Annotated in this window: 30 protein-coding genes and 1 pseudogene; 11 read left to right on the plus strand and 20 right to left on the minus strand. The window is 64.4% G+C overall.

The window, feature by feature from the left end; translation table 11 throughout:
* Nucleotides 1-361, plus strand: a pseudogene (locus NFX52_RS18905) (hypothetical protein); the annotation flags it as partial.
* 63 nt (nucleotides 362-424) lie between these two features.
* Nucleotides 425-1,060 carry a hypothetical protein gene (locus NFX52_RS18910; protein ID WP_055394529.1) on the plus strand — a complete coding sequence of 212 codons (636 nt, stop codon included), beginning with the start codon at nucleotides 425-427 and terminating at the stop codon, nucleotides 1,058-1,060.
* Nucleotides 1,061-1,102: 42 nt separating this feature from the next.
* Here the strand turns inward: NFX52_RS18910 and NFX52_RS18915 are convergent, their stop codons facing one another.
* The 7 genes from NFX52_RS18915 to NFX52_RS18945 form a co-directional block, all read right to left on the minus strand.
* Nucleotides 1,103-1,342 carry a hypothetical protein gene (locus NFX52_RS18915; protein ID WP_055394537.1) on the minus strand — a complete coding sequence of 80 codons (240 nt, stop codon included), beginning with the start codon at nucleotides 1,340-1,342 and terminating at the stop codon, nucleotides 1,103-1,105.
* Between the two features lie 62 nt (nucleotides 1,343-1,404).
* On the minus strand, nucleotides 1,405-1,872 hold the full coding sequence (locus NFX52_RS18920) for a hypothetical protein (RefSeq protein ID WP_202907120.1): 468 nt from the start codon (nucleotides 1,870-1,872) through the stop codon (nucleotides 1,405-1,407).
* Nucleotides 1,873-1,957: 85 nt separating this feature from the next.
* The gene (locus NFX52_RS18925) at nucleotides 1,958-2,416 is read right to left on the minus strand and encodes a CFI-box-CTERM domain-containing protein (protein ID WP_156358587.1); all 459 of its coding nucleotides are present in this window, start codon (nucleotides 2,414-2,416) and stop codon (nucleotides 1,958-1,960) included.
* Nucleotides 2,413-2,910 carry a hypothetical protein gene (locus NFX52_RS18930; protein ID WP_055394525.1) on the minus strand — a complete coding sequence of 166 codons (498 nt, stop codon included), beginning with the start codon at nucleotides 2,908-2,910 and terminating at the stop codon, nucleotides 2,413-2,415. Before NFX52_RS18930 ends, NFX52_RS18925 begins: the two co-directional genes overlap by 4 nt.
* A gap of 20 nt (nucleotides 2,911-2,930) precedes the next feature.
* Complete coding sequence (locus NFX52_RS18935; protein ID WP_055394523.1) at nucleotides 2,931-3,233, minus strand: hypothetical protein; 303 nt, start codon at nucleotides 3,231-3,233, stop codon at nucleotides 2,931-2,933.
* The gene (locus tag NFX52_RS18940; protein ID WP_252635781.1) at nucleotides 3,233-3,376 is read right to left on the minus strand and encodes a hypothetical protein; all 144 of its coding nucleotides are present in this window, start codon (nucleotides 3,374-3,376) and stop codon (nucleotides 3,233-3,235) included. The genes NFX52_RS18935 and NFX52_RS18940 overlap by 1 nt, the downstream gene beginning before the upstream one ends.
* 7 nt (nucleotides 3,377-3,383) lie before the next feature.
* Entirely contained in the window at nucleotides 3,384-4,262 is an 879-nt protein-coding gene (locus NFX52_RS18945; RefSeq protein ID WP_252635782.1) for a PRTRC system protein D, read from the minus strand.
* A 1,203-nt stretch (nucleotides 4,263-5,465) separates the two neighbouring features.
* On the opposite strand from NFX52_RS18945, the gene NFX52_RS18950 reads away from it, so the two are divergent.
* Entirely contained in the window at nucleotides 5,466-6,665 is a 1,200-nt protein-coding gene (locus NFX52_RS18950) for an integrase domain-containing protein (RefSeq protein WP_055394519.1), read from the plus strand.
* A gap of 60 nt (nucleotides 6,666-6,725) precedes the next feature.
* Here the strand turns inward: NFX52_RS18950 and NFX52_RS18955 are convergent, their stop codons facing one another.
* The 10 genes from NFX52_RS18955 to NFX52_RS19000 all read right to left on the minus strand — a co-directional run bounded on the left by NFX52_RS18955 (nucleotide 6,726) and on the right by NFX52_RS19000 (nucleotide 14,245).
* Entirely contained in the window at nucleotides 6,726-6,947 is a 222-nt protein-coding gene (locus NFX52_RS18955) for a hypothetical protein (RefSeq protein WP_055394518.1), read from the minus strand.
* Nucleotides 6,948-7,142: 195 nt separating this feature from the next.
* Nucleotides 7,143-7,991, minus strand: a complete 849-nt coding sequence (locus NFX52_RS18960) for a PRTRC system ThiF family protein (RefSeq protein WP_055394516.1) — start codon at nucleotides 7,989-7,991, stop codon at nucleotides 7,143-7,145.
* Nucleotides 7,979-8,680 carry a PRTRC system protein A gene (locus NFX52_RS18965; RefSeq protein ID WP_055394514.1) on the minus strand — a complete coding sequence of 234 codons (702 nt, stop codon included), beginning with the start codon at nucleotides 8,678-8,680 and terminating at the stop codon, nucleotides 7,979-7,981. Before NFX52_RS18965 ends, NFX52_RS18960 begins: the two co-directional genes overlap by 13 nt.
* Nucleotides 8,680-9,420 (minus strand): PRTRC system protein B, encoded by a 741-nt coding sequence (locus NFX52_RS18970; protein WP_055394512.1) that lies wholly within the window; start codon nucleotides 9,418-9,420, stop codon nucleotides 8,680-8,682. Before NFX52_RS18970 ends, NFX52_RS18965 begins: the two co-directional genes overlap by 1 nt.
* A 14-nt stretch (nucleotides 9,421-9,434) precedes the next feature.
* The gene (locus NFX52_RS18975) at nucleotides 9,435-10,466 is read right to left on the minus strand and encodes a PRTRC system protein F (protein ID WP_055394510.1); all 1,032 of its coding nucleotides are present in this window, start codon (nucleotides 10,464-10,466) and stop codon (nucleotides 9,435-9,437) included.
* Nucleotides 10,463-10,897 carry a PRTRC system protein C gene (locus NFX52_RS18980; protein WP_055394508.1) on the minus strand — a complete coding sequence of 145 codons (435 nt, stop codon included), beginning with the start codon at nucleotides 10,895-10,897 and terminating at the stop codon, nucleotides 10,463-10,465. The genes NFX52_RS18975 and NFX52_RS18980 overlap by 4 nt, the downstream gene beginning before the upstream one ends.
* An 87-nt stretch (nucleotides 10,898-10,984) precedes the next feature.
* The gene (locus tag NFX52_RS18985) at nucleotides 10,985-11,461 is read right to left on the minus strand and encodes a PRTRC system protein E (protein ID WP_055394506.1); all 477 of its coding nucleotides are present in this window, start codon (nucleotides 11,459-11,461) and stop codon (nucleotides 10,985-10,987) included.
* Between the two features lie 74 nt (nucleotides 11,462-11,535).
* The gene (locus NFX52_RS18990) at nucleotides 11,536-13,320 is read right to left on the minus strand and encodes a PRTRC system ParB family protein (RefSeq protein WP_207402047.1); all 1,785 of its coding nucleotides are present in this window, start codon (nucleotides 13,318-13,320) and stop codon (nucleotides 11,536-11,538) included.
* A 110-nt stretch (nucleotides 13,321-13,430) separates the two neighbouring features.
* Nucleotides 13,431-13,667, minus strand: coding sequence for a hypothetical protein (locus NFX52_RS18995; protein ID WP_055394502.1), 237 nt, complete (start codon nucleotides 13,665-13,667; stop codon nucleotides 13,431-13,433).
* Between the two features lie 2 nt (nucleotides 13,668-13,669).
* Nucleotides 13,670-14,245, minus strand: coding sequence for a hypothetical protein (locus NFX52_RS19000; protein WP_055394500.1), 576 nt, complete (start codon nucleotides 14,243-14,245; stop codon nucleotides 13,670-13,672).
* A 176-nt stretch (nucleotides 14,246-14,421) separates the two neighbouring features.
* On the opposite strand from NFX52_RS19000, the gene NFX52_RS19005 reads away from it, so the two are divergent.
* The 5 genes from NFX52_RS19005 to NFX52_RS19025 all read left to right on the plus strand — a co-directional run bounded on the left by NFX52_RS19005 (nucleotide 14,422) and on the right by NFX52_RS19025 (nucleotide 19,308).
* A complete protein-coding gene (locus NFX52_RS19005) occupies nucleotides 14,422-15,414 on the plus strand; it encodes a hypothetical protein (protein WP_055394499.1) in 993 nt (330 codons plus the stop codon).
* A 264-nt stretch (nucleotides 15,415-15,678) separates the two neighbouring features.
* Complete coding sequence (locus NFX52_RS19010) at nucleotides 15,679-16,596, plus strand: SPFH domain-containing protein (protein ID WP_055394497.1); 918 nt, start codon at nucleotides 15,679-15,681, stop codon at nucleotides 16,594-16,596.
* Between the two features lie 20 nt (nucleotides 16,597-16,616).
* Nucleotides 16,617-16,838, plus strand: a complete 222-nt coding sequence (locus tag NFX52_RS19015; RefSeq protein WP_055394495.1) for a type II toxin-antitoxin system antitoxin — start codon at nucleotides 16,617-16,619, stop codon at nucleotides 16,836-16,838.
* Nucleotides 16,835-17,986, plus strand: coding sequence for a serine hydrolase domain-containing protein (locus NFX52_RS19020; protein WP_055394493.1), 1,152 nt, complete (start codon nucleotides 16,835-16,837; stop codon nucleotides 17,984-17,986). Before NFX52_RS19015 ends, NFX52_RS19020 begins: the two co-directional genes overlap by 4 nt.
* A 551-nt stretch (nucleotides 17,987-18,537) precedes the next feature.
* On the plus strand, nucleotides 18,538-19,308 hold the full coding sequence (locus NFX52_RS19025) for a hypothetical protein (RefSeq protein ID WP_055394491.1): 771 nt from the start codon (nucleotides 18,538-18,540) through the stop codon (nucleotides 19,306-19,308).
* Nucleotides 19,309-19,337: 29 nt separating this feature from the next.
* On the opposite strand, the gene NFX52_RS19030 is transcribed toward NFX52_RS19025, so the two are convergent.
* The gene (locus tag NFX52_RS19030) at nucleotides 19,338-20,033 is read right to left on the minus strand and encodes a DUF2325 domain-containing protein (RefSeq protein ID WP_156358586.1); all 696 of its coding nucleotides are present in this window, start codon (nucleotides 20,031-20,033) and stop codon (nucleotides 19,338-19,340) included.
* 196 nt (nucleotides 20,034-20,229) lie between these two features.
* On the opposite strand from NFX52_RS19030, the gene NFX52_RS31115 reads away from it, so the two are divergent.
* Nucleotides 20,230-20,886, plus strand: a complete 657-nt coding sequence (locus NFX52_RS31115; protein WP_082437285.1) for a GGDEF domain-containing protein — start codon at nucleotides 20,230-20,232, stop codon at nucleotides 20,884-20,886.
* On the opposite strand, the gene NFX52_RS19040 is transcribed toward NFX52_RS31115, so the two are convergent.
* Nucleotides 20,817-21,071 carry a helix-turn-helix domain-containing protein gene (locus NFX52_RS19040; RefSeq protein ID WP_082437284.1) on the minus strand — a complete coding sequence of 85 codons (255 nt, stop codon included), beginning with the start codon at nucleotides 21,069-21,071 and terminating at the stop codon, nucleotides 20,817-20,819. The genes NFX52_RS31115 and NFX52_RS19040 overlap by 70 nt on opposite strands.
* 118 nt (nucleotides 21,072-21,189) lie before the next feature.
* On the opposite strand from NFX52_RS19040, the gene NFX52_RS19045 reads away from it, so the two are divergent.
* Nucleotides 21,190-21,540, plus strand: coding sequence for a hypothetical protein (locus NFX52_RS19045; protein WP_055394484.1), 351 nt, complete (start codon nucleotides 21,190-21,192; stop codon nucleotides 21,538-21,540).
* A 187-nt stretch (nucleotides 21,541-21,727) separates the two neighbouring features.
* Here NFX52_RS19045 and NFX52_RS19050 read toward each other — a convergent pair whose 3' ends face one another.
* Nucleotides 21,728-22,294, minus strand: coding sequence for a hypothetical protein (locus NFX52_RS19050; RefSeq protein ID WP_055394482.1), 567 nt, complete (start codon nucleotides 22,292-22,294; stop codon nucleotides 21,728-21,730).
* 392 nt (nucleotides 22,295-22,686) lie between these two features.
* Between NFX52_RS19050 and NFX52_RS19055 the strand changes: the two genes are divergently transcribed.
* A complete protein-coding gene (locus tag NFX52_RS19055) occupies nucleotides 22,687-23,463 on the plus strand; it encodes a ribonuclease T2 family protein (protein WP_055394533.1) in 777 nt (258 codons plus the stop codon).
* Nucleotides 23,464-23,472: the final 9 nt, after the last annotated feature.

Consider the following 23,472-nt stretch of genomic DNA (forward strand, 5'->3'; position numbering starts at 1 on the left):
GTCGGCCAGCAGGCTGGCCAGCAGTTTTTGCGGTACTTCGTGCTTCTTGGTTGTCATTGTGTTTGCGGACAAGCAGGCTCTCGCCTGCGGTGGATTGTCCGTTTACACAAAATTCTGCACACCCTCGTTTACGCCGCACGACACCCGGAGCACCGCGAAATCGCACATGAAGGCGATGGGGGTGTCCAACGAGGTCTCCGAGAGAGCACTGAACCATGTGCTGAAGGGCATGGAAGAGATCTATGACCAGTACGACTACCTCCCAGAACGGCAGGCTGCGCTCGAGCTGTGGGCTGCGTTCCTTGTGGCATGCGAACAAGGTCTACCCTGGACAGTTGTCCCCCTTCGGCGCGTTGCTTGATTGGATCGTAAACCGCCCCTCCTCGCGGGGAAAGCCACATCCCCACATCCATTGGGCTCCGACATGATCAACCGCTACCGATCGCCCTATCCCAACTACATCCATCAGCTTTTCATAACGCCATCCAAGCATCTCTACGCCCTGAAAGATCGGCGGCTGAAGTGGCAGGACAAAGCGATGGAGGTAAAGCTCGACAAGATCGAGGGGGCAGACAAAGAACATGTCGTCCACTACATCGTGGCCGACCATACCTCTGCGGCGTTCTATGCGGAAATGAGGACCAACAAGACGCTGATGACGCCCATTGAGTTTCTGATGCGCGCGTGGAAAAAGAAATCCGACTTCTTCTTCCATGGCGTACCAGAGCACGTAATCGTACCGACTGCTGTGTCTAGCAAGTACCCCGAGGTGCGAGGCTGGCTGGAACAATTAGGCGTCGGCCTCATTCCGCCGTCCAGCGGCTTCCAGGCTGGCATTCACCAGGTCAGGACTTGGGAAAATGACGTGGCGAACAGCATCAGCCTCCACAGCTATCTTGAGAAGACGCCTTGTACGCTGGACAACATCTCGGTGAACCTCGCCAAGGCACTGCGGATGGCCAACGACGGCGAGATCAACCGCCCCGGCGTTCGCATGTCACGGAAGCAGCTATGGGGAATGCCGGTAGAAAATAGGCCGCCCATTCGATACATGGAATGAGAATCTCACGGCACCGGAGACGGCCGCGCCCCAGGACAGCCATCACTGCACATTGCATGGCGCATCCAGCACGGCAGCGTTGACGCGCTTGATCAAGCCACCTCCCGCCAAAGCCCACAAGGTCAGTACATCGTCAAAAGCTTGAACATGCCGCGGACACTTGGCGAGCCACTCGACAAGATCCTGCGCCGTCGAGCTTGAAGGGGCGTCATGCATCGCCGTGAAGAGACGCCACGCGTCGTCGAAGTCCGGATCGCAAGACTTGCGAGCAATGTCTGGCATGTCTGAGTCCAATCCTGTAGTCGTCATCACTTTTTGACGTGCTCCCTGCCCACTAAGACGATTCAGGTTGTCCAGCGTTTATACGCTTGGTTACCCTCTACTCGGCGACTCGTGCACTTTTTCTCGAATCCGCACTGATTGCAGAGCTTTGAGGCGCATGCAAGCCGGGGCTGGATGCTCCCATCCAGGATCGCGGCTCGACGATCAATCAGCGCGTCAACCTCGGCCGGACTCAACAAGCTCACCCTGTGCGCCGTACGATTGCCGTCCTCGGTTCGCACGATCACGTACCCATGCAGCGCCACCTCATCCCCGGTCTGCCTCATGAGGGCGACGCGTTGCGCGGACAACTCAATCACATCCGAATGGTAAGGACGATTGGATCGGCGGGTTTTCAGCTCGACCAGGATGAGCGTCTTGCCTTCGACGCGGTATGCGCGGTCAACCTTTGCCGTCAAGACAACTGGACCGACACCGCGAAACAGCTTCTCGGCGTACGCAAGCGTGGCACGCCGAAGCTCCAAGGGCATCCATGCTTCGCCCCTCGGCGCCCCCACGAGGGTACCAGTCCGATCAGAAGTGCCGCCAAGACCGAGGTGGCCAGGGCAGATTCAATCACCGCCCCGCCCTCCTCCGGCTTGCGAGCACCCTTGCCGCCATCCACACCACCGGCCTGAGCAACGCCCGCGTGACTCGCGCCAGATGCGGGTGCCCCTCTAGCAAATGACACACGCCTGGCGCCATCCGGTAGTAACCGAAGATGAACGCACGCCCGAGGGGTGTGGCGCGCAGCACCCGATCGCGGAACGACCTGAGCACGGCCACCTCTGCTCCCTCCCCGTAGACCAAGGTGGCCATGAAGCAACGCCCCTTGCGCTCCATCCTGCCCTCCAGGAAGAAACGGCGATGCTCGCGGTCACCGCGCATCATGTCGGCACGCTGCTGCGGCGAGTGGCGCCGACCGTATCGGTGCTCGAACTGCACCAGTTGTTCGCAGACGCCCATCTGGGCGAGTTCGGACGCACTGACGCTGGGACGTCCGCCGCAACGGGCTCGGGAGCGACCGCGAGTCATCGCACGACTCCTTCACGGCTGTGACCCGCACGCCAGCGGCAGTACTCGCGGTCCATCAGGTAGTCGACCAGCGCGGCCGCCCGATGGCGCCGCGTCTGCGGCAGCTTGGCGGTGACCAGCCAGAACAGCAGCGCGAACACCAGGGTGGCCGGCACAGCGCCCCACCCGAGCGTGACCGCAAACGACCCCGCCGTTGCCGCGATGATGAGGACATCCGATTCGGCCGGCCAGCGGCGTCCTTCCCGACGCAGGACGTTCGTGCCCTCACCCGTGGTGTGATCCATGAGGGCCAGCGCACGGCCATGGCGAGCACGCTCGACGACGACGCTGACCTCGTCGCCGAGCCTGACCGGGCTTTCGATTCGCCCGAGGGAAAGATTCTCGATCCGCCCATCCGCCAGCCGCAACCGAATGCGATGAGCTTCCGGGACGGTGGCATCCCTCACCACATCGTCCACCCAGCCGTGGATGAACAGGTAGTTCGATTCGTTCATCGACGTTCTCCAGCCCGAGTTCACTTCTCAAGGGGCGCGCCAAAGACGTCGGCCGCCGCCGGCATCTCGAAGGCGGCTCCGGACGGTCCGCCTGCGACAGCACTCACGACTGGTGGCACAGACGCCAGCCGCGCGACCACCGCGCCTGCGCCCGCGCTGAACTGCCCAAGCACCGCCTCATGCGCCAATAGGCGCAGGCGGTTGATGCGCTTGGTGCCTTTCTTGAAGCGGATCAGGTCGTCGTAAAGCCGCGGATCGTCTTCCCGATCCAGCTCGAACAGCATCCGGATCGTCTCCAGCCTGGGGCTCACGGCATCGTCCATCACACACCTCCTTGAGAAGCAGTGGCGGCGACCCCGAAGAGTTTGGGCGCGTGATTCATGCCGGCAATCTGGAACCCGCGAACGTTGGCATGCAAGGGATCCTTGACCTCCAGGATCTTGTGCTTCGGGAAGGCTTCCTTCACCGCCTTCTTAAACAAGTAGGCGCCCCCCGCCCACCAGGATGATGTTCTGGAAGCTGTAGCTCGCGTCGATCCAACGCAGCATCGATGCGACGGCCTGCTGGGCGATCGAGTGGGCCATGGGCATGGCCCGGGAGATGTCGTACGGCTTCTGGTAGATCACCGGATTCTTCCCCGTGCGCAGGGCCAGGTCGATGGCTTCGATGTCGCTGTAGGGCGTACCGATGTCGTGGCCGATCTCCGCAGCAATCGCCTGCAGGATGTCGAAGACGCCCCGGTTCACCGAGTGGCTCTTGGCTTGCACCAGGCGCATGCCCCGCGCGACCAGCCAGTCGAAGGTCCGCGACCCCGGATCGAGGATCAGGCTCTGCTCCCGCTCGATGGTGCCGCTCTTCCCGTGCTGGACGGCAAAGTCCACCAGGGCACCCTGCGGCTGTGCGATCGCCAGGGCCTTGCGGACCACCACGGTCTTGCCATTGCCGATGTCGTGCGTTCCGGTCACCGCCTTCTCGAGCGCAGCCTTCTTGGTGGTCAGCGCCGCCACCGGCAGCCCTACGACCAGCAGGTCGATCGATGGCTGCTTCATCAGCGCGAGCGCTCCTCGCAGAAGCGCCATGTATTCGGGCGTCTCCGTGTAGCGGTCATGCATCTGGGTCGCACGAAAGGTGTCTGCCGCCAGTTCGACTTCCGGCCCCACCTCGTAGAAGAGGCCATTTATCGGGATCGCCACCGTCATGCGCCGCTCGTAGCCCGGCTGGACGGATGGCTCGCGCATGCTCGGATAGGCAACCGACGGAAAGCTGGCGCAGCGAATTTCGCTGCCGGACACGCTGGTGACGTACTTGGTGTTACCGAAGCCGACGTCGACGGCTCTGACGACAAAGTCCATGAAGAGCTCCTATGTGGGTTCGAGACTGGCCAGCATCGGCTCAGCGATGCCGGCGTTCCACACGGAAATCGCGGGGGAAAGCTTCGTTCTCGCAATCAGCTCGGACTGTGCTCGCAACCGGTTCGGGTTGAGCCGCAGCCCCAGTCGAGCGCTTCCGACCGAGCAGCCCCACAGGCTCCGTGTCGGACTACGGTCTCACTGGATTTATCGTGGTCAAGACCGCACTTTCAGCAGCGAGGTGGCCACCTCAGGCCGCAGGGCGTCGAAACCCTCACGGTGGCAACCAGAGGCCAGGCGAAGCGATGTCAAGCCCTTGCGCCACCTCGTTCGGGCAGTCTTTTGAAAAATAAGCGCCCCTCACGTTGCAATTTCAAGTGCCACCCGCAAACCCCGCTGTTTCGGCGTCAAGCTGGTGGCTGGGAGGCGGCCGCCGTTGACGCGAGCGGGGCCTGGGTGTGAACTACAGGCTCCCGAGGCCTCCTGGCCTGCTCCATCGCGGAGCGAAAGGCGTAGCGGTCGTTACCCGCCTCTTCAAGTCCCGACCCCCGAGTCGGGCTCGGCTTGGTCCCTTGAGTCCATGCCCGAAGCAGTTCAACCCGTAGAGCAACGCATGGCATTGCTGGCAGTCGTCTGCCAGACGTTCCCCGAGAACGAGCCCTGCGTTCGAGCAGTTCCCCCGGCCGGCACCCGATGCCGCGCCGCTGTTCCCGTCATCCCTTCGAGCACGCGCACTTTGTGCAGCACACGGCTGTGTTGGTCCCTTATTGGACTCCCCGTATGTCCCCGCTCGTGAACCTGACACCGCCCTGGACTTTCGGTCAGGGGTGGACCTCATGCAGGTGGATGGCGCTACGTACCGAGGACTGATCCCCCAGTGGCGCGCAAGGCAAGACCTTCGCGCTGATGTTGTCCGTGCCCCTTGAGGCCGGACCTCATCCCAACCCCCGACGAACGCAGAAATGCGGATGCGGGACGGATCACCGTGTTCGTTTTTAAGACTGACCGAGCCGGAGCGCCGATTGCGCTGACCGGCAAACCCTTGAGGTAGGCGTGGCGTGCTCGTGGCCGCACATCCCGCCCATGGCAGTTGACCACGCATCGCCAGCGCAACGGAATCCGCGCGGGCGATGAGCGAGCGGATTCCTCCCCATTTGCGCTGTGCGCCGCCGGGACGGCACACGGCTCCTTCACCGGAGAATTGCCATGTCCAGTTTCAATGCACACCACGCCCCCCGCCGCGTTCAGGGTTCCCCCGGCGCGTGGCGCGATGCCCACCACCAGCCGCCGCGCCGCCAGGAACAGGCCGCGCGAACGCCCGCCGAGATCCTCCAACGCCATCGGCCGGGACGGACCGACCCGCTGCGAGTGCTCGATCTGCTGATCGAGTTGTTCAACGCGGAACACACGGCGCTGGAAAAAACCGTGTCGCACAAGACGCGGCAGGAACGCGCCGACTTCCTGCGACGCTTCTTCCGCGACCTCAGGAACAAGGCCAACTTCGCTACCGTGCCCGATCCGCGCAACCTGGGTGACCGCCATATCCGGGCGATGCTCGCGGTCTGGCAACGGGAAAAGCTCGCCCCCGCCACCATCCAGACCTACCTCAGCTTTCTGCGCGGCCTCGCCCGTTGGCTGGGCAAGCCAGGCTTCATCCGCAAGCCTGCTTACTACGGGCTGGCGCCGGCCGAGTATCAGCGCCATGAGTATGCGCAACGTGACAGGAGCTGGACCGCTGCCGGGATCGACATCGACGCTCTGGTCGAGCGGGTCAGCGCGTATGACCGCTACGTCGGTGCGTCGCTGCGCCTGATCCGTGCATTCGGCCTGCGCCGCAAGGAATCGGTGATGTTCCGCCCCCACCTTGGCGTGGTGCCGTTCGAAGCCACCGGGCTAGCGCCCGAAGAAAGGCAGGCCGAGCACTATGTGCGGATCAAGGAAGGCGCGAAGGGGGGAAGGCTGCGTTTCGTCCCGGTGGACACCGAGCAGCGCATTGCGGCACTGGCGTTCGCCCAGGCGGTCGTCCAGAGCAGCGATGCGCACTTGGGCGACCCTCGGCACAGCCTGAAACGCAATCTGCGGCGTTTCGACTACGTGATGGCTCGATTCGGCATCACTGCAGAAGGTCTGGGAGCGACGGCGCATGGTCTGCGCCATGAAGCGATGATCGACCACTACCGCGACAAGGCCGGCGTCGCGCCGCCGGTGCGCGGTGGCGGTGGCGCATCTGACGAGTTGGACGCGGCAGCGCGCCTCTCGGTTGCCCGCCTGGCCGGGCATAACCGGGTCAGGGCGTCTGGAGCCTATTTAGGTGGGCTACTCGCGCGGCAGGCGGCGCTAAGGGCACAGCAGCTGGGCAAGCTGCCCGGCACAGCCGGTGACGGAGGGCTGCCCGAGGAAGGTTGAGTCAGGGCGGCATGGCCGGCCACAACGAAGACGGGGCTTCGCGGCCCTGTCTTTTCCGATCTACGGATCACCTGCTCCATCCGAGCGGCGGCGTAGTCCCTCGCGGTAGAGGATCGCACCGATGCGGCAGAGAAGCGCTTCATCGTCCTCGGAGAGTTCGAGACCGTCCATCCAGATGGCCAGTTGAACAATGGCATCGTCAATCGCTTCGGCACTGCCGGCGATGTCCAGCAACTGGGCGTGTGCCTCGAATTGCTTGATGATGGGGTGGTCTTGCGTCATCCCACCACCAGCAGTGCGGCCAACTCGGGCGCTTCGGCGCCGCGCGCCACGTAATGCGGCGAGATCGTTCCTGCCGGGCGGTCTTTCAAACGGCCCATAGCCTTCCCTTCGTCGTTGATGCGATACCGATTCAGCATACCCCTGAATGTGAGGGTGAGGAAGTGACACTGTCCGCTTCCTTCACGTTCCAGGTCTTCATGCCGGGGCCTCCGCTGCGGTTTCCTCCGGTTCCTGCCGCGCCTCCCCGGCCCGGTGTGCATCGGCCCTCACGCAACCGAAGCGCGCCCAGGTCTTCGGATCGATCTCGATGGGACCGGCCCGCTTGCTGTCCAGATTGACCACCACCCCGTGCTGGCCGAGCCGCCCTTTCGAAAAGAACTCGTAGAGCAACTGCGCCGCGAAGCGCACGGCTACGTCGTTGATGAACAGCCCTTGGGAAGCGAGCGACATGCGGACGGAGCAGGAAGGGCGGTTGTCGTCGGGGACGCTGTCGTCCAGCAATTCCGGGAACAGTTCGGTGACGCAGGGCAGGCGCGGGGTATTTTCCCCTTTCGTCTGACGCAATCCCTGCCCGAGCACCACCTGGGCGCTGGCCTCTGTGTTGCCGAGGTCGAGCCAGTAGCGGTAGCGCCCACTCCCATCAAACACGGCGGCGTGCAGGTTCCGCCGTGCCGCACGGCTATCCACGCAACTGATCAGAATGTCCGTGCTCGGGAGCGAGTAGCGGTTTGGCTGGAAGGCCTCGTAGCGCACGGGATGGGCGATCCAGTCCAGTCCGTAGAACTGGTTGAGGCGGTGGATGGTGACGATGGCCTTGTGGCGTCCGATGTCGGCGGGGCTGTAGAGTTGCCGGCCCACGTTGGCCTCGCTCACCCGGTCGTTGTCGAAGGCGGCGACATGCAGGCCGTGGGGGTGGCCGAGGGCCTTCATGGCAATGTCGAGGCGGGCGAGACAGGCCGCCATCTGGGCGCCGTTACCGCCCACGCCCACCAGATGAATGCCGACACGGCGGTCGAGCAATTCGGGATCGATCAGGTGTTCCACGGTCCGAGCCTCCTTTCCTGGCAGAAATTCAGTATCCGGCGCAGGAAGCCCGGTTCAAGATCGGGCACTTCGTCACCCGTTGGCGCGGCAGCGGCCTGCCACGGATGGGGCAAGGCACGGAAGCGGCCATTGACCACCAGCCGGAACTCGGCACGGGGCGTGGGGTGGTGCAGGTAGCCGAAGACACCGGCCACCTTGATGCCCACGTCGTCGCGGTCGTCCGCAGCGGACCAGAAGGGCCTGCCGTAGCCGTGGGTGTGCAGGTCCACGGCCAGCGTCTCGTCGGTTTCCATCGCCGGGACGCGGTAATCGATCCGGTCGGGCGACGCGACGGCAGGCTCGCACAGCGCCAGGCGCAGGCTCAGGGTGCGCCGCGAGTAGATGAGCGCCCCCGCGACTTCGTTGGGCAGCCCGCGCCGGCCCGCTTCGATGAAGTCCTCGATCAGCTTGATCGGCAATACGCCGAAGCCGAACGTGAGCCGCTCGTCGACAGCCCCGTAGGGCAAGGGTATCGGCAAGGCGGGCGACAGCCGTTGGATGCAATCGAGCCAGTCGAGCTTGATCTGCACGAACACGCCGTTGGCCGCCAGGATGATCCGCTGCCCGTTCGCCATGTCGGGCAAGGGGCCGAAGCGCGGTGCGGCAATGACCGGGCAGGCCGCCTGCAGGGCAAGGTCGCGCACATCCATCACGCGCTCTCCTTCATGCCCAGCAATCCACCCAGGGTAGTTTTCACGTCCACCAGCACCCGCTCGGGAAAGCGCCGGAACCGTCCATCGAGCATGTCCTTCCAGAAGACATAGGCGCCGCCCCGGTAGCGGACCAGCTTTCCTGCGCCGTTCGGGTGGGTAAAGTAGGAGCGCATGAAGGCATCGTTCCAGGCGGCGATCCTCTCCACGGTGGTGCCCTCGGGTACCGGCGCGTTCCCTTGGCAAATGCTGCCTTGCGCGTTCACGTTGAAGTACGGGGCCTGATAGAGCGCGGTGGTCGGAGTGGGACGGCTGGCGCCCTTGACGGCCCACACCTTCCAGACCCGGCTCGAAGCGGCGAAGACCAGCCCTGGATGGGCGACGGTTTCGCCGCGTTCCAGACCGCCGAGGGCCTCGGCATGCTCCCTGTCGACGCGGAACGCGATGTGGCGACGGGCGGGCGGCACCCACCAGACGATCAGGTCGCCCTCCATGTAGAGCACGGTTTCGGGGAGGAAACCGCCGTGGGCGGCGCGCTTGAGCAGGGCGCGGGCCAGTTCCATCGCCGCGCGGGGCGTCATGGCCTGACCGGCACCGATGACCGGCTCGCCGTCGACTTCCTCGATGTCGTGGACCGTGGCAAGCGCACTGCCCTGCTGGCCGTCGTAGATCAGGACCGCCCGGCGCAGATGGACGGTACCGGTAGTGGGCGCCTGGATGAAAAACTCGGCTTCGTTCATGGTCGTTACCTCCATCACCAGTCTCCCGCCGAGAGCCGATGAATCAAGGCATCGATGCGCCGGATGGCCTCGAAGCGACCCGCCATCGCCCGCTGCCACGCGGCGAAGGCGCCGGGATCGTCCAGCGGCACCCGGAACTCCCCCATCGTCTCGCAGTATTCGCCCTGGTGGGCGAGGTTCAGGAGATCGTCGTAGATGCGGGTGGTCACGTCCCCTTCACGCCATGACAGCACCGCGCCGAAGCCGACGAACTCGCCGTCTGTGTCCGGCCGAAAAGTGTCGTCGAGATCCAGACCCGCCAGCATCAGCGCGTCCTCGGCCACCGCCTTGGCGATCAGGTCGCCGGAGCCGCGCATGCGTTTAACCGCCCGGCGCAGGTAGCGGGCACACTGCGGCAGCTCCAGCCCTCGCGGCCAGCAGCGCGCCCACGCGGGATAGGCCGCCCCCAAGGTCGCCTTGCTGACCATCTCCTCACGCATCGCTGCGCGGGCCTCCTCGTCCTCGCCGCAGTGCATGTCGAGTGCGATTTCCTCGTCGTCCTCGCCGCACCAGTAGAGGTAGGTCACCACGTCGCAGGCGATGTCCGGAGTAAAAACCGGATAGACCCAGGCGCTCTGGCGGCGCAGCACATGCAGGACCACGGGGCCGAGGCCCGGCACCTGCCGGCTCAATGCCGCCAGCCCCTCCCCCACCGCCCACTCCTGCTCGTGGTATTCGCCCCAGGAAGCCTCGACGGCCCCCACGTCGAAATGGCGCTTCGGCTGGTTGGTAAAGGTGCTGTAGTAGTCGCCGTCGCGGGAGAGCAGATGCAGCCCGAAGCGGGGGTTGAGGCAGTGCAGCGGCCCGATCTGGCGCTTGATCCAGCGGTCGAGAGCCTGCTGGCTGGCGTTGAGCGAATCCGGCCACGTGGCCGGAATGTCCGCTTCTTCGAAGGCATCGGCCTCGATCAGGAAGCGCGACACGATGGCATTGGCCGCCAGCAGCGGCCCCGGCGCGATGGTGCGGGGCACCTGAGCGCCGATGCGCGGCAGGGCAAGCGCCATCATGGCAGCGGCGCCAGCATGTCGCTGTCCGGCAGCACGCGGGCCGCGTGGCGCTCGCCTCCGTCGCGCATGGAATGTAGCGCGAAGGCGCCCCACGCGCCGCCGCGCTGCTGCGTGCCCGGGCGGGCGAGCGCACGGGCGAGCTTGCCGCGCGCGTCGGTGGCGCCCCTGGCCTCAGCCTCGACGGCAGCCTTGAGGGCGGCAAGGCGGCTTCCCTTGTCACTGGCGCAACCCTTGGTGCCCACCGCCTTGCGGAAGGTGTATTCCTGCACGCCGTCCACCACCTTCCCGGCCTCGATCTCGGCACTGATGAGTTCGGGGTACTGGGCGCTGTAGAGGTCGCGGACCTCGCGGGGCGTCATGCCCGGCACGTCCGGCAGCACCACGCCGTGGTAGCGGAAGACCCGCTGGATTTCGTTGATTGCAATCGTCATGGTTCGGCTCCTGTCGTCTGGTCCCTCCCACCGGAAGGCCCCTTGCGATCAGTCTCTCGCCGCCCTGCCCGCTTTCAAGGCCACGCCTTAGCCGAACAGGTCGTAGGAGCCGCCGCCGGCCGCTGACGAGGCAGCGGGCTGTGTCGCGCCGACAGCGCCCTCCTCGCCCTTGTCAGCGGGGTCCGGCATCGCGGCCTTCGTCACGCCCGGTGCCTTGGCCGGGGTGGCGGCGGCAGCGGGTTTCGCCGCCTTCGTCATCGCTTCGCCCGCCTTCTTGGCCGAGGCCGCCTTGGCCGCCTGGAGTACTTCCTGGGTGGCCTCGGCCTGCGCCGCGAGGCTCTGGCGGACCTCCCGGTAGCCCTTCAACACCCCCACGAACTCCGCGTCGAACTCTTCCGGCGTCGCGGTGAGGCTCAAGGCCTTGGTCAGGGCCGGTTCGTCCACGTCCTTCTTGGGCTTGGGGATCACGTTGATCGTCATCCGTCCGCTCTTGTCGTCGGCGCTGATCACCATCGTCAGGGTGGCGCTGGCGGCCAGCGCATAGAGTTCCTCGAACATCGTCATGTCACGCTCCTTCAAAGAGAAATGCCTTCGAGACCATGCTACGAAGGCATTGGGGGTTTTCTAGTGGGCGCGGCTCAGGCCGCGAGAGCCTCGTCCTCGACGCTGTCGTCGGATGCTTCGACGGCGGGGCCGACGGATGCCTCGCTCGTCTCGGCGATCAGCCCGGAGGCGGTGGGCTTCCTGGGGTACTGCATGACGGCGGGCACGGTGCCGTCGTACGGGAAGCCCGGCACGGCGAGCAGCGACTTGATGAAGTCGCCTTTTTTCTTTGCCCGTGCGAGCTTGAAGGCGGCGCCCATCTTCTGTTTCAGCCCCACCTCCCCGGCCAGCGACTCCAGTTCGCTCATGGTGAAGAGTTCGAGGAACTCGGCGTTCCATTTGAAGTGTTTTCGCTCGTCAACGTCGAGATAGCTCAGCAAGGCTTCCAGGTCGCGCGGGTTCACCCCGAAGGCCGCCGACGCGGTGACCGCCAGCATCAGTTGCTCCAGGTGCTGTGCGCCGATGGCGTCCGCCTCGGGCAGGGCCGCCGCGAAGTCCAGCCGTTCGAGCATCCACGGCCCTGCGATGCGCTTGGCGGCTACGCCGAACTCGATGGTGCGCACGTCGCCGGTATGGCCGCAGCGGGCCAGCGCGATCATCACGCGCCGGTTGCGCTCGGGTTGGGCCATCAGTTCTCGCGCCGCCCACTTGCGCCACTGGAGCAGGCGGAAGTCCTTCACCCGCTGCGGCGTCTGGTTGCTGGGTGCCAGCGCGGTCCTGGCCGGCGCTGGCGCAGCCGCTTTGCGGGCCGATGCCTTGCCGACCGCCTTGGGCGCCTTCTGTGGCGCTTGCTCCGTGTCGTCGCGCTGCGCCTTGCGCCAGACAGCGACCTTCTGGCTGTTGCACCCGGCATCGAAGCACAGCGAGGCGGTGACCTCCCCCAGGCTTCCCGGCAGGGCCGATACCGCGCAACCGAACGAGGCGCACCCCTTGCACGATCCGTACTGCTGCGGGCCGACGCCGAACGCGTCGTCTTCGGTCACAAGCAGCGGGGTGAAGCCATCGGAGGCCCTGACGATGCGCACCACGGGGTACTGTTCGCGCAGCCCCTGCGCCTTCGCCTCGATGGCCTGCATGGTGAGTTCGTCGTAGTGCGTGGGATGCTGGCAGAAGCCTTCGCCCAGGCTTTCGTCGAAGAGGCCGGACTGGCGGGCCGAGTTGTACCGGCAGGCCGAGCACTGCGCGGTGTCGAAGATGGCATCGGCCAGACGCCGGGCGAAGCGCCCCAACTGCTCCTTGAGGACGCCCACCGGCACCTTGTGCGCAAGCACGCCCGCCAGCACCGTGTCCTGCTTGTCGGGGGGCACGCCGGCCAGCAATTCAGCGTGGCCGAGTTGAATCTGCCGGTGGGTCAGCGCCTCCAGGACCGCCGGGGTGCAGGTCAGCAGCGCCAGCCGCCGCTCCAATAGCTCGGGCTTCCAGCCCAGCGTCGCCGCAGCCTCTTCCTTGTCGCCCTTGACGCGGATCAGCATGCGCTTGGCCGCGTGGGCTTCCTCGGCATGCGACATGGGCGCCCGGTGGTGGTTCTCGATGACGGCGATGGCCTCGGCCTCCTCGTCGTTCAGAGACTCGATCACGACGGGCATGTCGTAGTCGTCGCCGAAGACCTCCTTGGCTGCGCGCCAGCGGCGCTCGCCGGCCACGATCTCGAAGAGGTCGGCGCCGGGGATGGGGCGGACGATGATGGGTTGAACAACGCGACCGGCGGCTTTCAGGCCAGCCCTGAGGTCGGCCATTTCGGCCGGGTCGAAGTAGGTGCGGGGGTTCTTGCCCTGCACGATACGGCGCAGGGGCAAGGCGGGGTTGGCGGGTGCGTCCATGAAAACCTCCTGATGGGATGTCTCCATGCTCTCGCGAGGCGGGTCTTCTTCAAGGGCGTGCGCCGGGCTGGAGGGGCTACCCGCACTTGGCCGGCCTGCCCGTCACCGCGTTACCGTTTGCCCACGCCCTCGCTCGCTTCGATCAACTCGTCCGCCGCCTGCATGGCCCGGCGCAGACAGAGGGCGAGCGAACCGTCGTCGTGGTGCTGGGCGTTGAGTTCGCACTGCTTCCCCCCATCGATCCGGTTCCAGACATGTTCGGCCTTGCGCAGAAAATGGGCGACCTCGACCAAGGCCTCCCGGTCGTCCGGCGTGATACGCGCCAGTAGCTGCTGCTCAATGCGCATGGTCAGGCATTCATTGAGTGAGCTCGGCCCATGAAGCGTTTCAGGCGCGCCACGAGCTGCCGGTGGTGATCTGGGAAACGGGTGAGGTTCGGGTCGCTGGCCTCCTGCTTCCACCAGATGCTGGCGTAGTCGGAAACGAGTGCGTTGTAACCGCACGCCGGCCCGTCCTCGTCGAACTCCGTGCAGAGCCGCTGGATCGCCTCGCGGTGGCTGAGCCGGCGCAGCGAAGCCAGCACGTCCGGCGCCCAGACCACCCACACGTTGCCGCCGAAGGCGCGTATGGCATCCATACCGGAGCGGATGAAGAAATCGTCCCAGGCATCCTTGCCGTCCGTCTTGTCGTCGAACTGGTCCGTCCAGCGGGCCGTCGGCGACAACCTTGCCTCCAGGATGCAGCCGCCCGTCTCGTACATCCCGTACTCGTAGGCGACGGTCAGCGACTCGCTCAGGCAGATCCCGGTGCCGGTGTAGCTGCGGGAGCGGGAACGCCGGAAGCCCTCGTGCAGGATGGCGCGGGCGGCGGCATCGCGGGTGCCGTGATAGAGGGGGTGGTTGGCGGGGGTTGTCGGGGTATCCATGCGAACAAGCGTCGCACCCGGCCCTTGTGACTCAAGACCGATCGCTCGCCACACGGCGCCCTCTCAGCGGCATGAAGCCTGCCCAGGGTGCTGCGCATACTCCGAGATGGTGTCGCCGAAATTCATGACATGGCACACTTTCAACGACCGATAACACCAAAAGGCATAACAGTGGCATGAGCAAAGGCATCAAGATGCGTTCGGCGAGGGATCGCCACGGACGCTCCTACACAGTGGAGGAACTGCAACTGCTGACCGATGGAGGCGGCACCGCGCCCGACCTGTTTTGTGACGATCCGGCGTGCGGATGCGATGTCCGGTTCGTCCCACGCTACCAGCAGAACCGAGCCAACCGCATCGAGCCCGTGGACGTGCCCGCCTACATCGGCCTGACCCGAGGATCGGAACACGCCGCCGGCTGCCGCTACGACGCATCGGGCCGCCTGAAGATCATCGCGGCGCAATCCGACCCGGAGTTCCTGAACGCCTTGGGAGATGGGAAGCGGGAACTGCGCCTGCTCGCCTTGCACAATGGACTGCGCAAGCACGGACTGTCGGGCAATGCGCCAACGGTCAACGGCAGCGCCCCCGCCGGCAGTGCAACCAAGATGGCAACCGAGGTGATCGCCTCGGACAAGAGGCTCGACAGCTATCTGCGCACCACGGCCGATCTCTTGGTCTTGCGCGCGATGTGCGAATCCGATGCATTGCTTGCCGCCGAACTGGTGTTGCGATTGGGCCCCAAGCGACTCCCGTGGAAACAGTTCTTCTTCGAGCATGACCGCTTCGATGAAGCCTGGGAACTGGTCGCCAAGAGCGGCAACAACCCCTACCCGGTTGCCCTGGTCGGCTCAGTGCGGTCTTTCCATCAGCCCCCCGCCGGCGCCAAGTACAAGAGCAGTTTCCTCAACTGCCGGCCGCTGTATCGTAAGACGGACGATCCCCTGCGGATTGAATCATTCGAGGTCAGCATCGCGCACCCGGATGCTTCCTGGCTCGGCAGTTTCCCGCCAGATGCCGAGATCGTCATGTTCGGTCTCTGGAAGGCGAGCGGCCCCGTCGAGAACACCGCCCCCGACAAACGCGACCGGTCGCGGACCATCACCTATGTGGCCCACAAACTGACGCTCGCGCCAAGGTTCAAGAAGCAGATCGTCATCGTCTCCTGACGATCACCCACCGCCTCCTGCCTGATTTCCAACGTGTAGCGCTCCCTCCGAGCCGCATTTGGCTTCGTCGTTTCCGTTCTCCTTGCTTGCATTGAGTCACTCAGAAAGGGGGACGGTTTCCGGGGGCAAGGTCACGCATCGCAAGGCGGCGGGGGGTGGAACGCCTAGGTACGGCGGGAAAAGTCGACGGCATTTGACAGTTTCTGCCGGCTGGGGCAAAGTGATATCACTTAGATATCACTTTGCCCCTCGAAAGGAACCGACATGGACGTCGCAGTGACCGACCATCGCGCCAGTCCTCCCACTCGCAAGGAGCTCGCCTTTCAGTCCGCCGACGGCTATGCCATGGCCGCCGCCGGTACCTTCCTGATCCTGGCGGCGCCTTGGCTGCTGTTGCGCGGCGCGCCGGCCGCCGCCTGGACGAACTATCTTCCGCCGGCCGCCCTGGCGGCGGCCGGCGCTTTCATCCTGGCCGGCCTCTACATCCTCCAGCCCAACCAGGCCGCCATCCTCACGCTGTTCGGGCGCTACGCCGGCACCGACAGGCGGGAGGGCCTGCGTTGGGCCATGCCGCTCTACCTCAAGCGCCGCTTGTCCCTGCGCGCCCGCAACCTCAATGCCCCCACCCTCAAGGTCAACGACAAGCGCGGCAACCCGGTGGAAATCAGCGCCGCTGTCGTCTGGCGGGTGCGGGACACCGCCCAGGCCGTCTTCGAGGTGGATGACTACGAGCAGTTCGTGCAGGTGCAGGCCGAGGCCGCCCTACGCCACCTCGCGTCCCTCTATGCCTACGACGACGGCGAGGACTTGGCCGAAGGCGAGACGACCCTGCGCGCCGGCCTCGACGACGTGGCCCGGGCGCTCAAGGACGAATTGCAGGCCCGCTTCGCCGATGCCGGTGTCGAGGTAGTTGACGCCAAGCTCACCCACCTCGCCTACGCACCCGAAATCGCCCAGGTGATGCTGCGCCGCCAGCAGGCCGAAGCCATCATCAGCGCCCGCAAGAAGATCGTCCACGGCGCCGTCAGCATGGTGGAAGCGGCGCTCAAGGGGCTGGCCGAGAGAGACATCGTGGAGCTGGACGCCGAGCGCAAGGCCGCCATGGTCAGCAATCTGCTGGTGGTGCTGTGCTCGGACAAGGACACCCAGCCCATCGTGAACACAGGCACTCTGTATCAATAACGTTTTTTGCCCAGCCAGCCATGGCCAGCCCCGGCAAAAAATCCTTCCCTTTGCGTATTGACCCGGCGCTGTGGTCGCAGATCGAGCGCCTGGCGGCTCATGAACTGCGCAGCGCCAACGCCCAGGTCGAGGTGTTGCTGCGAGAGGCGCTGGAGCGGCGGGGCATCTCCCCGGCCAGCGCCCGCAAGCTGCCCGGTGCGCAAGAGTCCGCCGCTTCACCGGACGAGGAACCCTCCCCGTGACAATTGCCGCCATCGTCCTTGCGCTGCTCTTGGTCGCTGCGATCTGCGCCATGCTCTATTTGAAATGGCGAATGGCGAACACGCCCGACCGCAAGAACCTGGCGGCAGCCATCGATGCCGAAGTCGCCAAACACATGAAGAGCGGGCGGTTTCCGGGCATCGCCGTTGGCGTGTTCAAGGATGGAAAGACATTCATCAAGGGCTACGGCACCGTCAACAAAGAGATTTCTCAAATCCCCGATGGTCACACCGTCTTCCAGATTGCCTCCGTCAGCAAGGTTCTCACGGCTTCGCTGCTGCAAGCGCTCTGCGACGAAGGGGTGGTTTCCATGGATGCCACGCTGGGCGAACTCCTGGGCGCTTCGATGGCATTGTCGCCCTCCGCCCGGGCCGTCACCTTGCGACAGCTTGCCACCCACACCTCCGGCTTCCCCGGCATTCCCGAATCGCTTGGCGACAAAGCGCGCCAGATGGCGGGCGATGACGACCCGTTGCTGAACCCCTACAGCTACCTGGGGCGAGAGTTCGTCTTCGACTATCTGGCCACCGCCGAGGGGCAACGAGCAGCAGGGCGGTTCGAATACTCCAACTTCGGCATGGGGCTGCTGGGGCATGTTCTTGAGGCCGTCACGGGTAGAGACTACGAATCCCTGGTCCGAGAAAAGGTGCTGGCGCCGCTGGGCATGCACAGCACCGCCATCGCCCTCGCGCCAGCGACGAAGGCGCGACTCGCCCAGGGGTACACGGGCAAGGGCCTGCCGACGCCCATCTGGACGTTTGCGGCACTGGCGGGCGCCGGCGCCTACAGTTCCACCGCCGAAGACATGCTGTCCTTCATTCAGGCGAGCCTGGCAGACCACGGGCCAGCGGCACAGCGCTTTCAAAGTATGTGCGTGCCACAGTTTGGCGGTGAGTTTGGCATCGGATGGGCGCAACCCACGTTCCTTCACCGCTTCTTCGGCAACCGGGGCGTGGTGTGGCACAACGGCATGGTGGCCGGATATGCCGCTTATCTGTCTATCGATGAAGCCAGCAAATCGGGCGTCGTCATTCTGACCAACCAGGCCAGTGCCACGGAAATGCTGGGCATGATGGTCATGCGCCAGGTTCGTACGCAATCGTGGGCTTCTAGTCCTCCTTCAAATTAGGCTCTTTCCACGGTCAACCGCAAACTTGGGAGCACGGAGCTAGGCTTCGTGTCCCCAGCGGCCAGCAGCAGGTCCGCAGGTCATGGTAGGCGATGAGGTTGGCATTTTTCATCCTGATGGGCGAGGTAGAACGGCAGAGTTGGTTCGGGGACATTGCCGACGAGGCAGCCCTGCCTGTCGGTGCTCACGGCCCGCCTGTCAGCATCCGGGATGGCGCTGGGCCAGCTGTCTCGGTCGCCCAATCATGTGCCCAAGGTAAAGGCTTCGGGCTACCACCCGAGCAGCCGAACCTCGCTGGTACGCCCGGCTGCGCATCGTCCTATGCGCCTGAAATAGCTGCGGCAAGTCGCCTGGCCTCATCGGCGTGCGGTCGATGTGCATCTCTCCCACGTGCGATGGCGCTGTTCAATCGGTACCATAGTCGCACGGGTCAGCCGCGACCTTGCGCCCCATGCTTGGTGAGGGGCTACGGCCGCTTCCACGAACACGCATGGAGCGGACCCAACCCAAAGGGACATGAATGAATCTCAACCTTTCGTTTTGGCGCTCCTATGCTCTCTGAAACCTTGCAGCGGATGGCGCAAACGCTGCCATTCCGGTCCTACTCCGACGACGAGCAGCGCTGGGCCTCCGTCACGGCGGAGTTTTCCGAGCGAATCCATGCGCTGGCGGATGAACTCCTGGGCTCGCTTCCCGGCGATCTCACCTGCCGTGTCATGGCAGAGTCCAAGCGCGAGGTACTTTGCAGCAGGAAGCCGACTGTCTCGGTGGCCGAGTTCCGCTTGCGCCCGGCGAACGGTTACTACGCCAAGTTCAACCGCCGACTGCCACGTCCCGAGGATCCACACGGCTTCGACGCCACAGGCCTTGCCGTCTCGATGGCACTGTGCCGGGGGTTCGCCGGACAAGACAGCGGCACCCCACCGTTCGTGGCCCTGGACTTCGAAGTCTGGGGCGCGCACGAACGCGCCTGCTTCGCCAGGCTGCTGCGCGATCACCGCTATCTCATCGAGATGCTTGTCACCCGCTCGGGTGCGGCGCTGTTCACCTCCTGCCCCTTCAAGAACGTCGAGGCGGCCGAGTACGTTTCGACGTTCGAGGAACTTGAGCTCTATTTCGCGAACGAGGTGGACCCTGAAAACCAGTTCGCGCTCCAGTGCAAGTTCGGTCGCCATGCGCGTGAGACGGACATCAAGCACTCGCTGCAAATCGGACTCGCCCTGTACGACGCAACGATGGGCTATTGCCTTCCTCAGCCCCAGCGGGAGCGCATACTGGAACATGGCTGCTTCGCCGCGCGCGCCCTGGGCAACGGCGGCTGAAGGATCTTGCCGCCCGGGACAGCCCCCCGTCAGAGACTGCGCACGGGACACGCCTGAATCACGATGCCATCGCCCTGACGCATGGCGTGAATGGCCTGATGTTCGTCGATGAGGATGCAGGGTTTTCCGGTTCGGCGACATTGATCCTGCACGCGCCAATAATCTCCGTGGCTGATGCAGCCGGTGCGGCAGATCAACAGTTCTGCCTCCTGCAGTCCGGCATTATCCGCCCCTCGCGCTGCCGCCTCTGTCGATGCCTCCTCCTGGGGGGCGAACGCGCCTCCTTCAACCATCCCGCCACCGCCGTCGCATGTCGGAGACTCGACTTTCGGCGATGAGGGCGGACGCGCTTCGCGCCGGGACTCCCTCCCCCAACGCCAGCGGGTTTGCTCCCGCAGCAGCGCCTCGATTCGTCCCATCAGGTACTCGATCTGGCGCGCGAGCACAGCCCGGCGTGGCAACCCAGGTGCCATGGCTTCCAGGCGCATCCGCTCCTCACGCTCGAACTGCAAGGCGGTCACCCGGATCACCAGTTCGGCACGCAGGCGCACCTGCTCGGCCTGCAAGGCCTCGATCAGCGCAGCCTGCTCGGCGATCACGCTGCTGCAGCGTATCTGCGCCTTGCCGTACTGGGACACCAGCACGGCCAACTCTGACCGAGCCGGTTTGCGATCGAGCGCACACCCCAAACTCGCCATGCCTTCACCTCCAGGCACAAAGGACATTCACGCCCAAATCCAGGGCCTTCTTTCTGAAGACGGATGAACCGCAAGGATGTTTAGTCGGCGAACCGCAGGACTGTGAGCGACCGCAAAACCCCACCGATGTCGAAAACGACTTGTTCCGCCGCGAATTGCTCCTCGCCCACGATGGGTGGAGAACCTACGGTGATGGTTCGCCCACTCCGCCCGCCTCCAACCCGTGCTGCCAGCCCTGTTTCGCCGTCGTCGCCGCGCCAAGCTCACGAACCGCATCGTCGAGCTGCAACTGGCGCTTGCAGAAGCGCAACGGGCTCTTCACCATGACGATCTGACGGCACTGCTCAACCGCCGAGGATTCCGACGCGCCTGTGATCTGCCCCGTGATTGCCCCCCGTCGGTGATCTCCTGCGCGATGATCGATCTGGATGACTTCAAAGGGATCAACGACACCCATGGCCACGCCGCCGGAGACGCGGTATTGCGGTACTTCGCGGCTGCGCTGCGTCAGGGCCTTCGACCCGTCGACACGGTGGCCCGCCTGGGCGGCGATGAGTTCGCGGTCATGCTGACCGGGGCGGCCGGCGTGGACACGGAACACATCCTGCTGCGCATCCAGCACACCCTTCGATCCAGCGCTTGCAGAACAATGCCTACCCAGGCGTGGTCGCTGAAATTCTCGGCCGGCATCGCTGAGCGAACCGCAGGCGAATCGCTGGCACGGGCACTTGCACGTGCCGATGAGGCCCTGTTGGAGGCCAAGCGCCGCGGCAAGGGTTGCATCGTCCGCGCGAGCACTTCTCGGGCAGATCAACCAGGCGCGGTTGATTCCGGCTCTGGATCGGCAGAAAACTCGAGCAGGCGCGCCGGAGGGAGCTGAAGGGTCTGCGCAAGGATGCAGATGTTCATCAGTGACAGGTTGCGCACGCCGCGCTCGATTCCGCTCAAGTAGCTGCGCGCCAGACCGCTTTCCAGGGCGAGACGCTCCTGCGATATGCCTTTGGCGCGTCGCAGCTCGGCGAGATGTCGGCCGAAGCGTTTGAGGGGATCGTAGTCCAGTTCCATGGCTTTTTTGCTCTGGACTGGACACTAACGGCGCACGCCCCATGAATCTACGCTTTATAAGATCACGTCCTATGAGTAACATACTCACAAGCCCGCTTGCTTGACCTTGAAGACAAGAATGAAAGCGCCCGCACCAAACAAACCCTTGCGCTGTCTCGATCCGCAGACGTTCCGAGTCCTCGATGGCCTCAAGAAGACGCCTTTGGGCTCTCCCGCCAACCGGCTCTGCATCGGCTGCTTCAGAATCGCCTTCCACGATGGCGTCCTGCTCATTGAGAACGGCGCCATGACCCAACTCAGTTCAGCCCTGACGCCCGAAGCGCTGCAGATCGTCATCGGCGATCACAAGCTGGTGATCGACATGTGGCAAAGCACGGCCAGCACCGTCATCCTGTCCGCAACCAAGGAGGAACTGGCAGCGGCACGGACCTACTTCCAGGAACATGGCTTTGCCATCAGCTTCTCGTGATGCAAGCTGCCCTCCCCTGGGCTGCACACCTGCAGCCGAACATATCCACAGTTTCTGTGGACAACCTTGGGGACATTACATCCCGGTGACACCGGGAGGCCCACGGCCACCGAACCAGGCGCGCCCAGTTTCGGTGCTGCACAAAGAATAGGCAACCTCCGTCTGAACAAGAGCTTGCAGGACAAACTCAGGTGCGACTCAACATGGCTGGCTGAGCCCAAGGCGCAGGATGGAGCGCACGCCGAGTACGTGGAACCGCCCCGAAGATATCAATCGCCCCATCGCTTTCCAGGCACACCGGACGCAGCAGACCTTTCAGGGTTTTGGCTGCGGCCATGGCGTAGGGCTTAAGGGGATCCGCCCCATCCCAATCCTCTGGCGAGCGGGGAAGGCGCGATCCCGAATAGGCTGCAGCGGCCACTCCCACCGCCTTCGGAGCATGGAAGCCGAACACCTCAGTCGCCGTGCCGCTGAGGCGCGGCTCGATGACCAGAAACATATCGGCACAAGGGGTTGCGAGGACGTATCGCGCCAGCCGACCGGCATCCCACGGCGCGTTCGGAAACCCGAAGCGCCGAAACAGGTAGGCAAACAAGGCGCCGTACTCCAGTTCATCGCCAACCAGCGGGCCGAGCACCGGATCGACACCACGCACCACCTGCCCGTGTGGATCGACGCCATCGACTTGGAACCGCAAAGCCTCGTATGTGGCCGCATCGGCTGGCAGCGAAGCGAGTTTCATGCGAAAGGACATAGGTCGATACCTCCAAGACAATGATCGTCTCGGAACCGACGCATGCAACCCACCCCACTCACCGGAGTGCCCAGGCGTGATCCTCACGTTCAGCCCCCTGAGCAAGGCTACGAGCCGTCAACGTCCAACGCGAGCGACATTGGATAGTGGATAGCATTCCATGAAATCCGGAAGCGATGTCGGACAGGTATCCAACTCTTCTGGGTACGTGGTATGGCCCTGAATGAAGTCGTCTGTCTGAGCAGGGCTGCGGCGGAGCGGCTCCAGCGTTTTCGGCGGAACCATGCCACTTGGTTGACTCCATGCCACATTCCAGCAGCAAAATGTGGGCTTTGTGCTCGTGCCACCAGGAGTCGTACGCGGCGCGCGCAGCCCCCCACCGGGAGATTCTCATGGCCACCAGTCCACGGTATCGCGCAGGAATACACGCACTGCTCTTCGTGCTGCTGTCAACTTCGCTCGCCCAAGGCTTCGCGCAGGAAGTCTGCACCTTACCCGCGTCTGTCGAAGCGGCGCCTCCCAAGCCTGTCGACTACGTCAACAAAGATCTTCCAACGGATTACCTGGCACTGGTCCTCTCCTGGTCGCCAGAGCACTGTGAAGCGCAGCGGAACAAGCCCAAGGATCAGCGAAAGAAGCACGCGTTTCAGTGCTTCTCCGACAATAGGTTCGAATGGGTGGTTCACGGCCTCTGGCCCCAGAACGGTCAGGCCCGATCCAGCCGAGACCATCCGCGCAACTGCCAGACCGTCGGATCGCTTTCCGTCCCTTTGATCAAGCAGCACCTCTGCATGGTACCGGGAGAGGATTTAATGCAGAACGAGTGGCAAGCCCACGGCACATGCGGATGGTCTTCACCGGAGCGCTATTTCTCTGACATCCAGAGCGTCTACATGTCGCTGCGACGCCCCACCATGCGCGAAATGATGACCAGCGGCATCAGCCCCGGCTCCGGGCAACTGGTGGACGTCCAGGCGATCGACGTCAAGCGAGCGTTTCTGAAACTCAACCCTGCATTGCCGGACGCCAGCCTGCGCGTCAACGTGGCTTCCGGCAACCGGCTCAAGGAACTATGGGTTTGCCTGACCAAGGACTTGAAACCCATGTCCTGCCCAGCAGGCGGAACACCGGACACACAGCGAATCCGAATCCGAACGCCCCATCAATAGCCAGCTCGG

It is taken from the genome of Acidovorax facilis (genome assembly GCF_023913775.1).
Classification (GTDB): Bacteria; Pseudomonadota; Gammaproteobacteria; order Burkholderiales; family Burkholderiaceae_C; genus Acidovorax; species Acidovorax facilis.

Bases quoted from the DNA above. Each gene is read 5' to 3' on its own strand.
- NFX52_RS18930 (WP_055394525.1), bottom strand. From the start codon at position 2,910: ATGAACGAATCGAACTACCTGTTCATCCACGGCTGGGTGGACGATGTG.
- NFX52_RS18970 (WP_055394512.1), bottom strand. From the start codon at position 9,420: ATGAACGAAGCCGAGTTTTTCATCCAGGCGCCCACTACCGGTACCGTC.
- NFX52_RS18910 (WP_055394529.1), top strand. From the start codon at position 425: ATGATCAACCGCTACCGATCGCCCTATCCCAACTACATCCATCAGCTT.
- NFX52_RS19055 (WP_055394533.1), top strand. From the start codon at position 22,687: ATGGCCACCAGTCCACGGTATCGCGCAGGAATACACGCACTGCTCTTC.
- NFX52_RS19040 (WP_082437284.1), bottom strand. From the start codon at position 21,071: ATGGAACTGGACTACGATCCCCTCAAACGCTTCGGCCGACATCTCGCC.
- NFX52_RS18975 (WP_055394510.1), bottom strand. From the start codon at position 10,466: ATGATGGCGCTTGCCCTGCCGCGCATCGGCGCTCAGGTGCCCCGCACC.
- NFX52_RS18925 (WP_156358587.1), bottom strand. From the start codon at position 2,416: ATGACTCGCGGTCGCTCCCGAGCCCGTTGCGGCGGACGTCCCAGCGTC.
- NFX52_RS18995 (WP_055394502.1), bottom strand. From the start codon at position 13,667: ATGCGCATTGAGCAGCAGCTACTGGCGCGTATCACGCCGGACGACCGG.
- NFX52_RS18985 (WP_055394506.1), bottom strand. From the start codon at position 11,461: ATGACGATGTTCGAGGAACTCTATGCGCTGGCCGCCAGCGCCACCCTG.
- NFX52_RS18965 (WP_055394514.1), bottom strand. From the start codon at position 8,680: ATGGATGTGCGCGACCTTGCCCTGCAGGCGGCCTGCCCGGTCATTGCC.
- NFX52_RS19015 (WP_055394495.1), top strand. From the start codon at position 16,617: ATGGCCAGCCCCGGCAAAAAATCCTTCCCTTTGCGTATTGACCCGGCG.
- NFX52_RS19030 (WP_156358586.1), bottom strand. From the start codon at position 20,033: ATGTCCTTTGTGCCTGGAGGTGAAGGCATGGCGAGTTTGGGGTGTGCG.
- NFX52_RS19025 (WP_055394491.1), top strand. From the start codon at position 18,538: ATGCTCTCTGAAACCTTGCAGCGGATGGCGCAAACGCTGCCATTCCGG.
- NFX52_RS18915 (WP_055394537.1), bottom strand. From the start codon at position 1,342: ATGCCAGACATTGCTCGCAAGTCTTGCGATCCGGACTTCGACGACGCG.
- NFX52_RS19010 (WP_055394497.1), top strand. From the start codon at position 15,679: ATGGACGTCGCAGTGACCGACCATCGCGCCAGTCCTCCCACTCGCAAG.
- NFX52_RS19050 (WP_055394482.1), bottom strand. From the start codon at position 22,294: ATGTCCTTTCGCATGAAACTCGCTTCGCTGCCAGCCGATGCGGCCACA.
- NFX52_RS18980 (WP_055394508.1), bottom strand. From the start codon at position 10,897: ATGACGATTGCAATCAACGAAATCCAGCGGGTCTTCCGCTACCACGGC.
- NFX52_RS18945 (WP_252635782.1), bottom strand. From the start codon at position 4,262: ATGGACTTTGTCGTCAGAGCCGTCGACGTCGGCTTCGGTAACACCAAG.
- NFX52_RS18990 (WP_207402047.1), bottom strand. From the start codon at position 13,320: ATGGACGCACCCGCCAACCCCGCCTTGCCCCTGCGCCGTATCGTGCAG.
- NFX52_RS18920 (WP_202907120.1), bottom strand. From the start codon at position 1,872: ATGCCCTTGGAGCTTCGGCGTGCCACGCTTGCGTACGCCGAGAAGCTG.
- NFX52_RS18955 (WP_055394518.1), bottom strand. From the start codon at position 6,947: ATGACGCAAGACCACCCCATCATCAAGCAATTCGAGGCACACGCCCAG.
- NFX52_RS19005 (WP_055394499.1), top strand. From the start codon at position 14,422: ATGAGCAAAGGCATCAAGATGCGTTCGGCGAGGGATCGCCACGGACGC.
- NFX52_RS19000 (WP_055394500.1), bottom strand. From the start codon at position 14,245: ATGGATACCCCGACAACCCCCGCCAACCACCCCCTCTATCACGGCACC.
- NFX52_RS18935 (WP_055394523.1), bottom strand. From the start codon at position 3,233: ATGGACGATGCCGTGAGCCCCAGGCTGGAGACGATCCGGATGCTGTTC.
- NFX52_RS18950 (WP_055394519.1), top strand. From the start codon at position 5,466: ATGTCCAGTTTCAATGCACACCACGCCCCCCGCCGCGTTCAGGGTTCC.
- NFX52_RS19045 (WP_055394484.1), top strand. From the start codon at position 21,190: ATGAAAGCGCCCGCACCAAACAAACCCTTGCGCTGTCTCGATCCGCAG.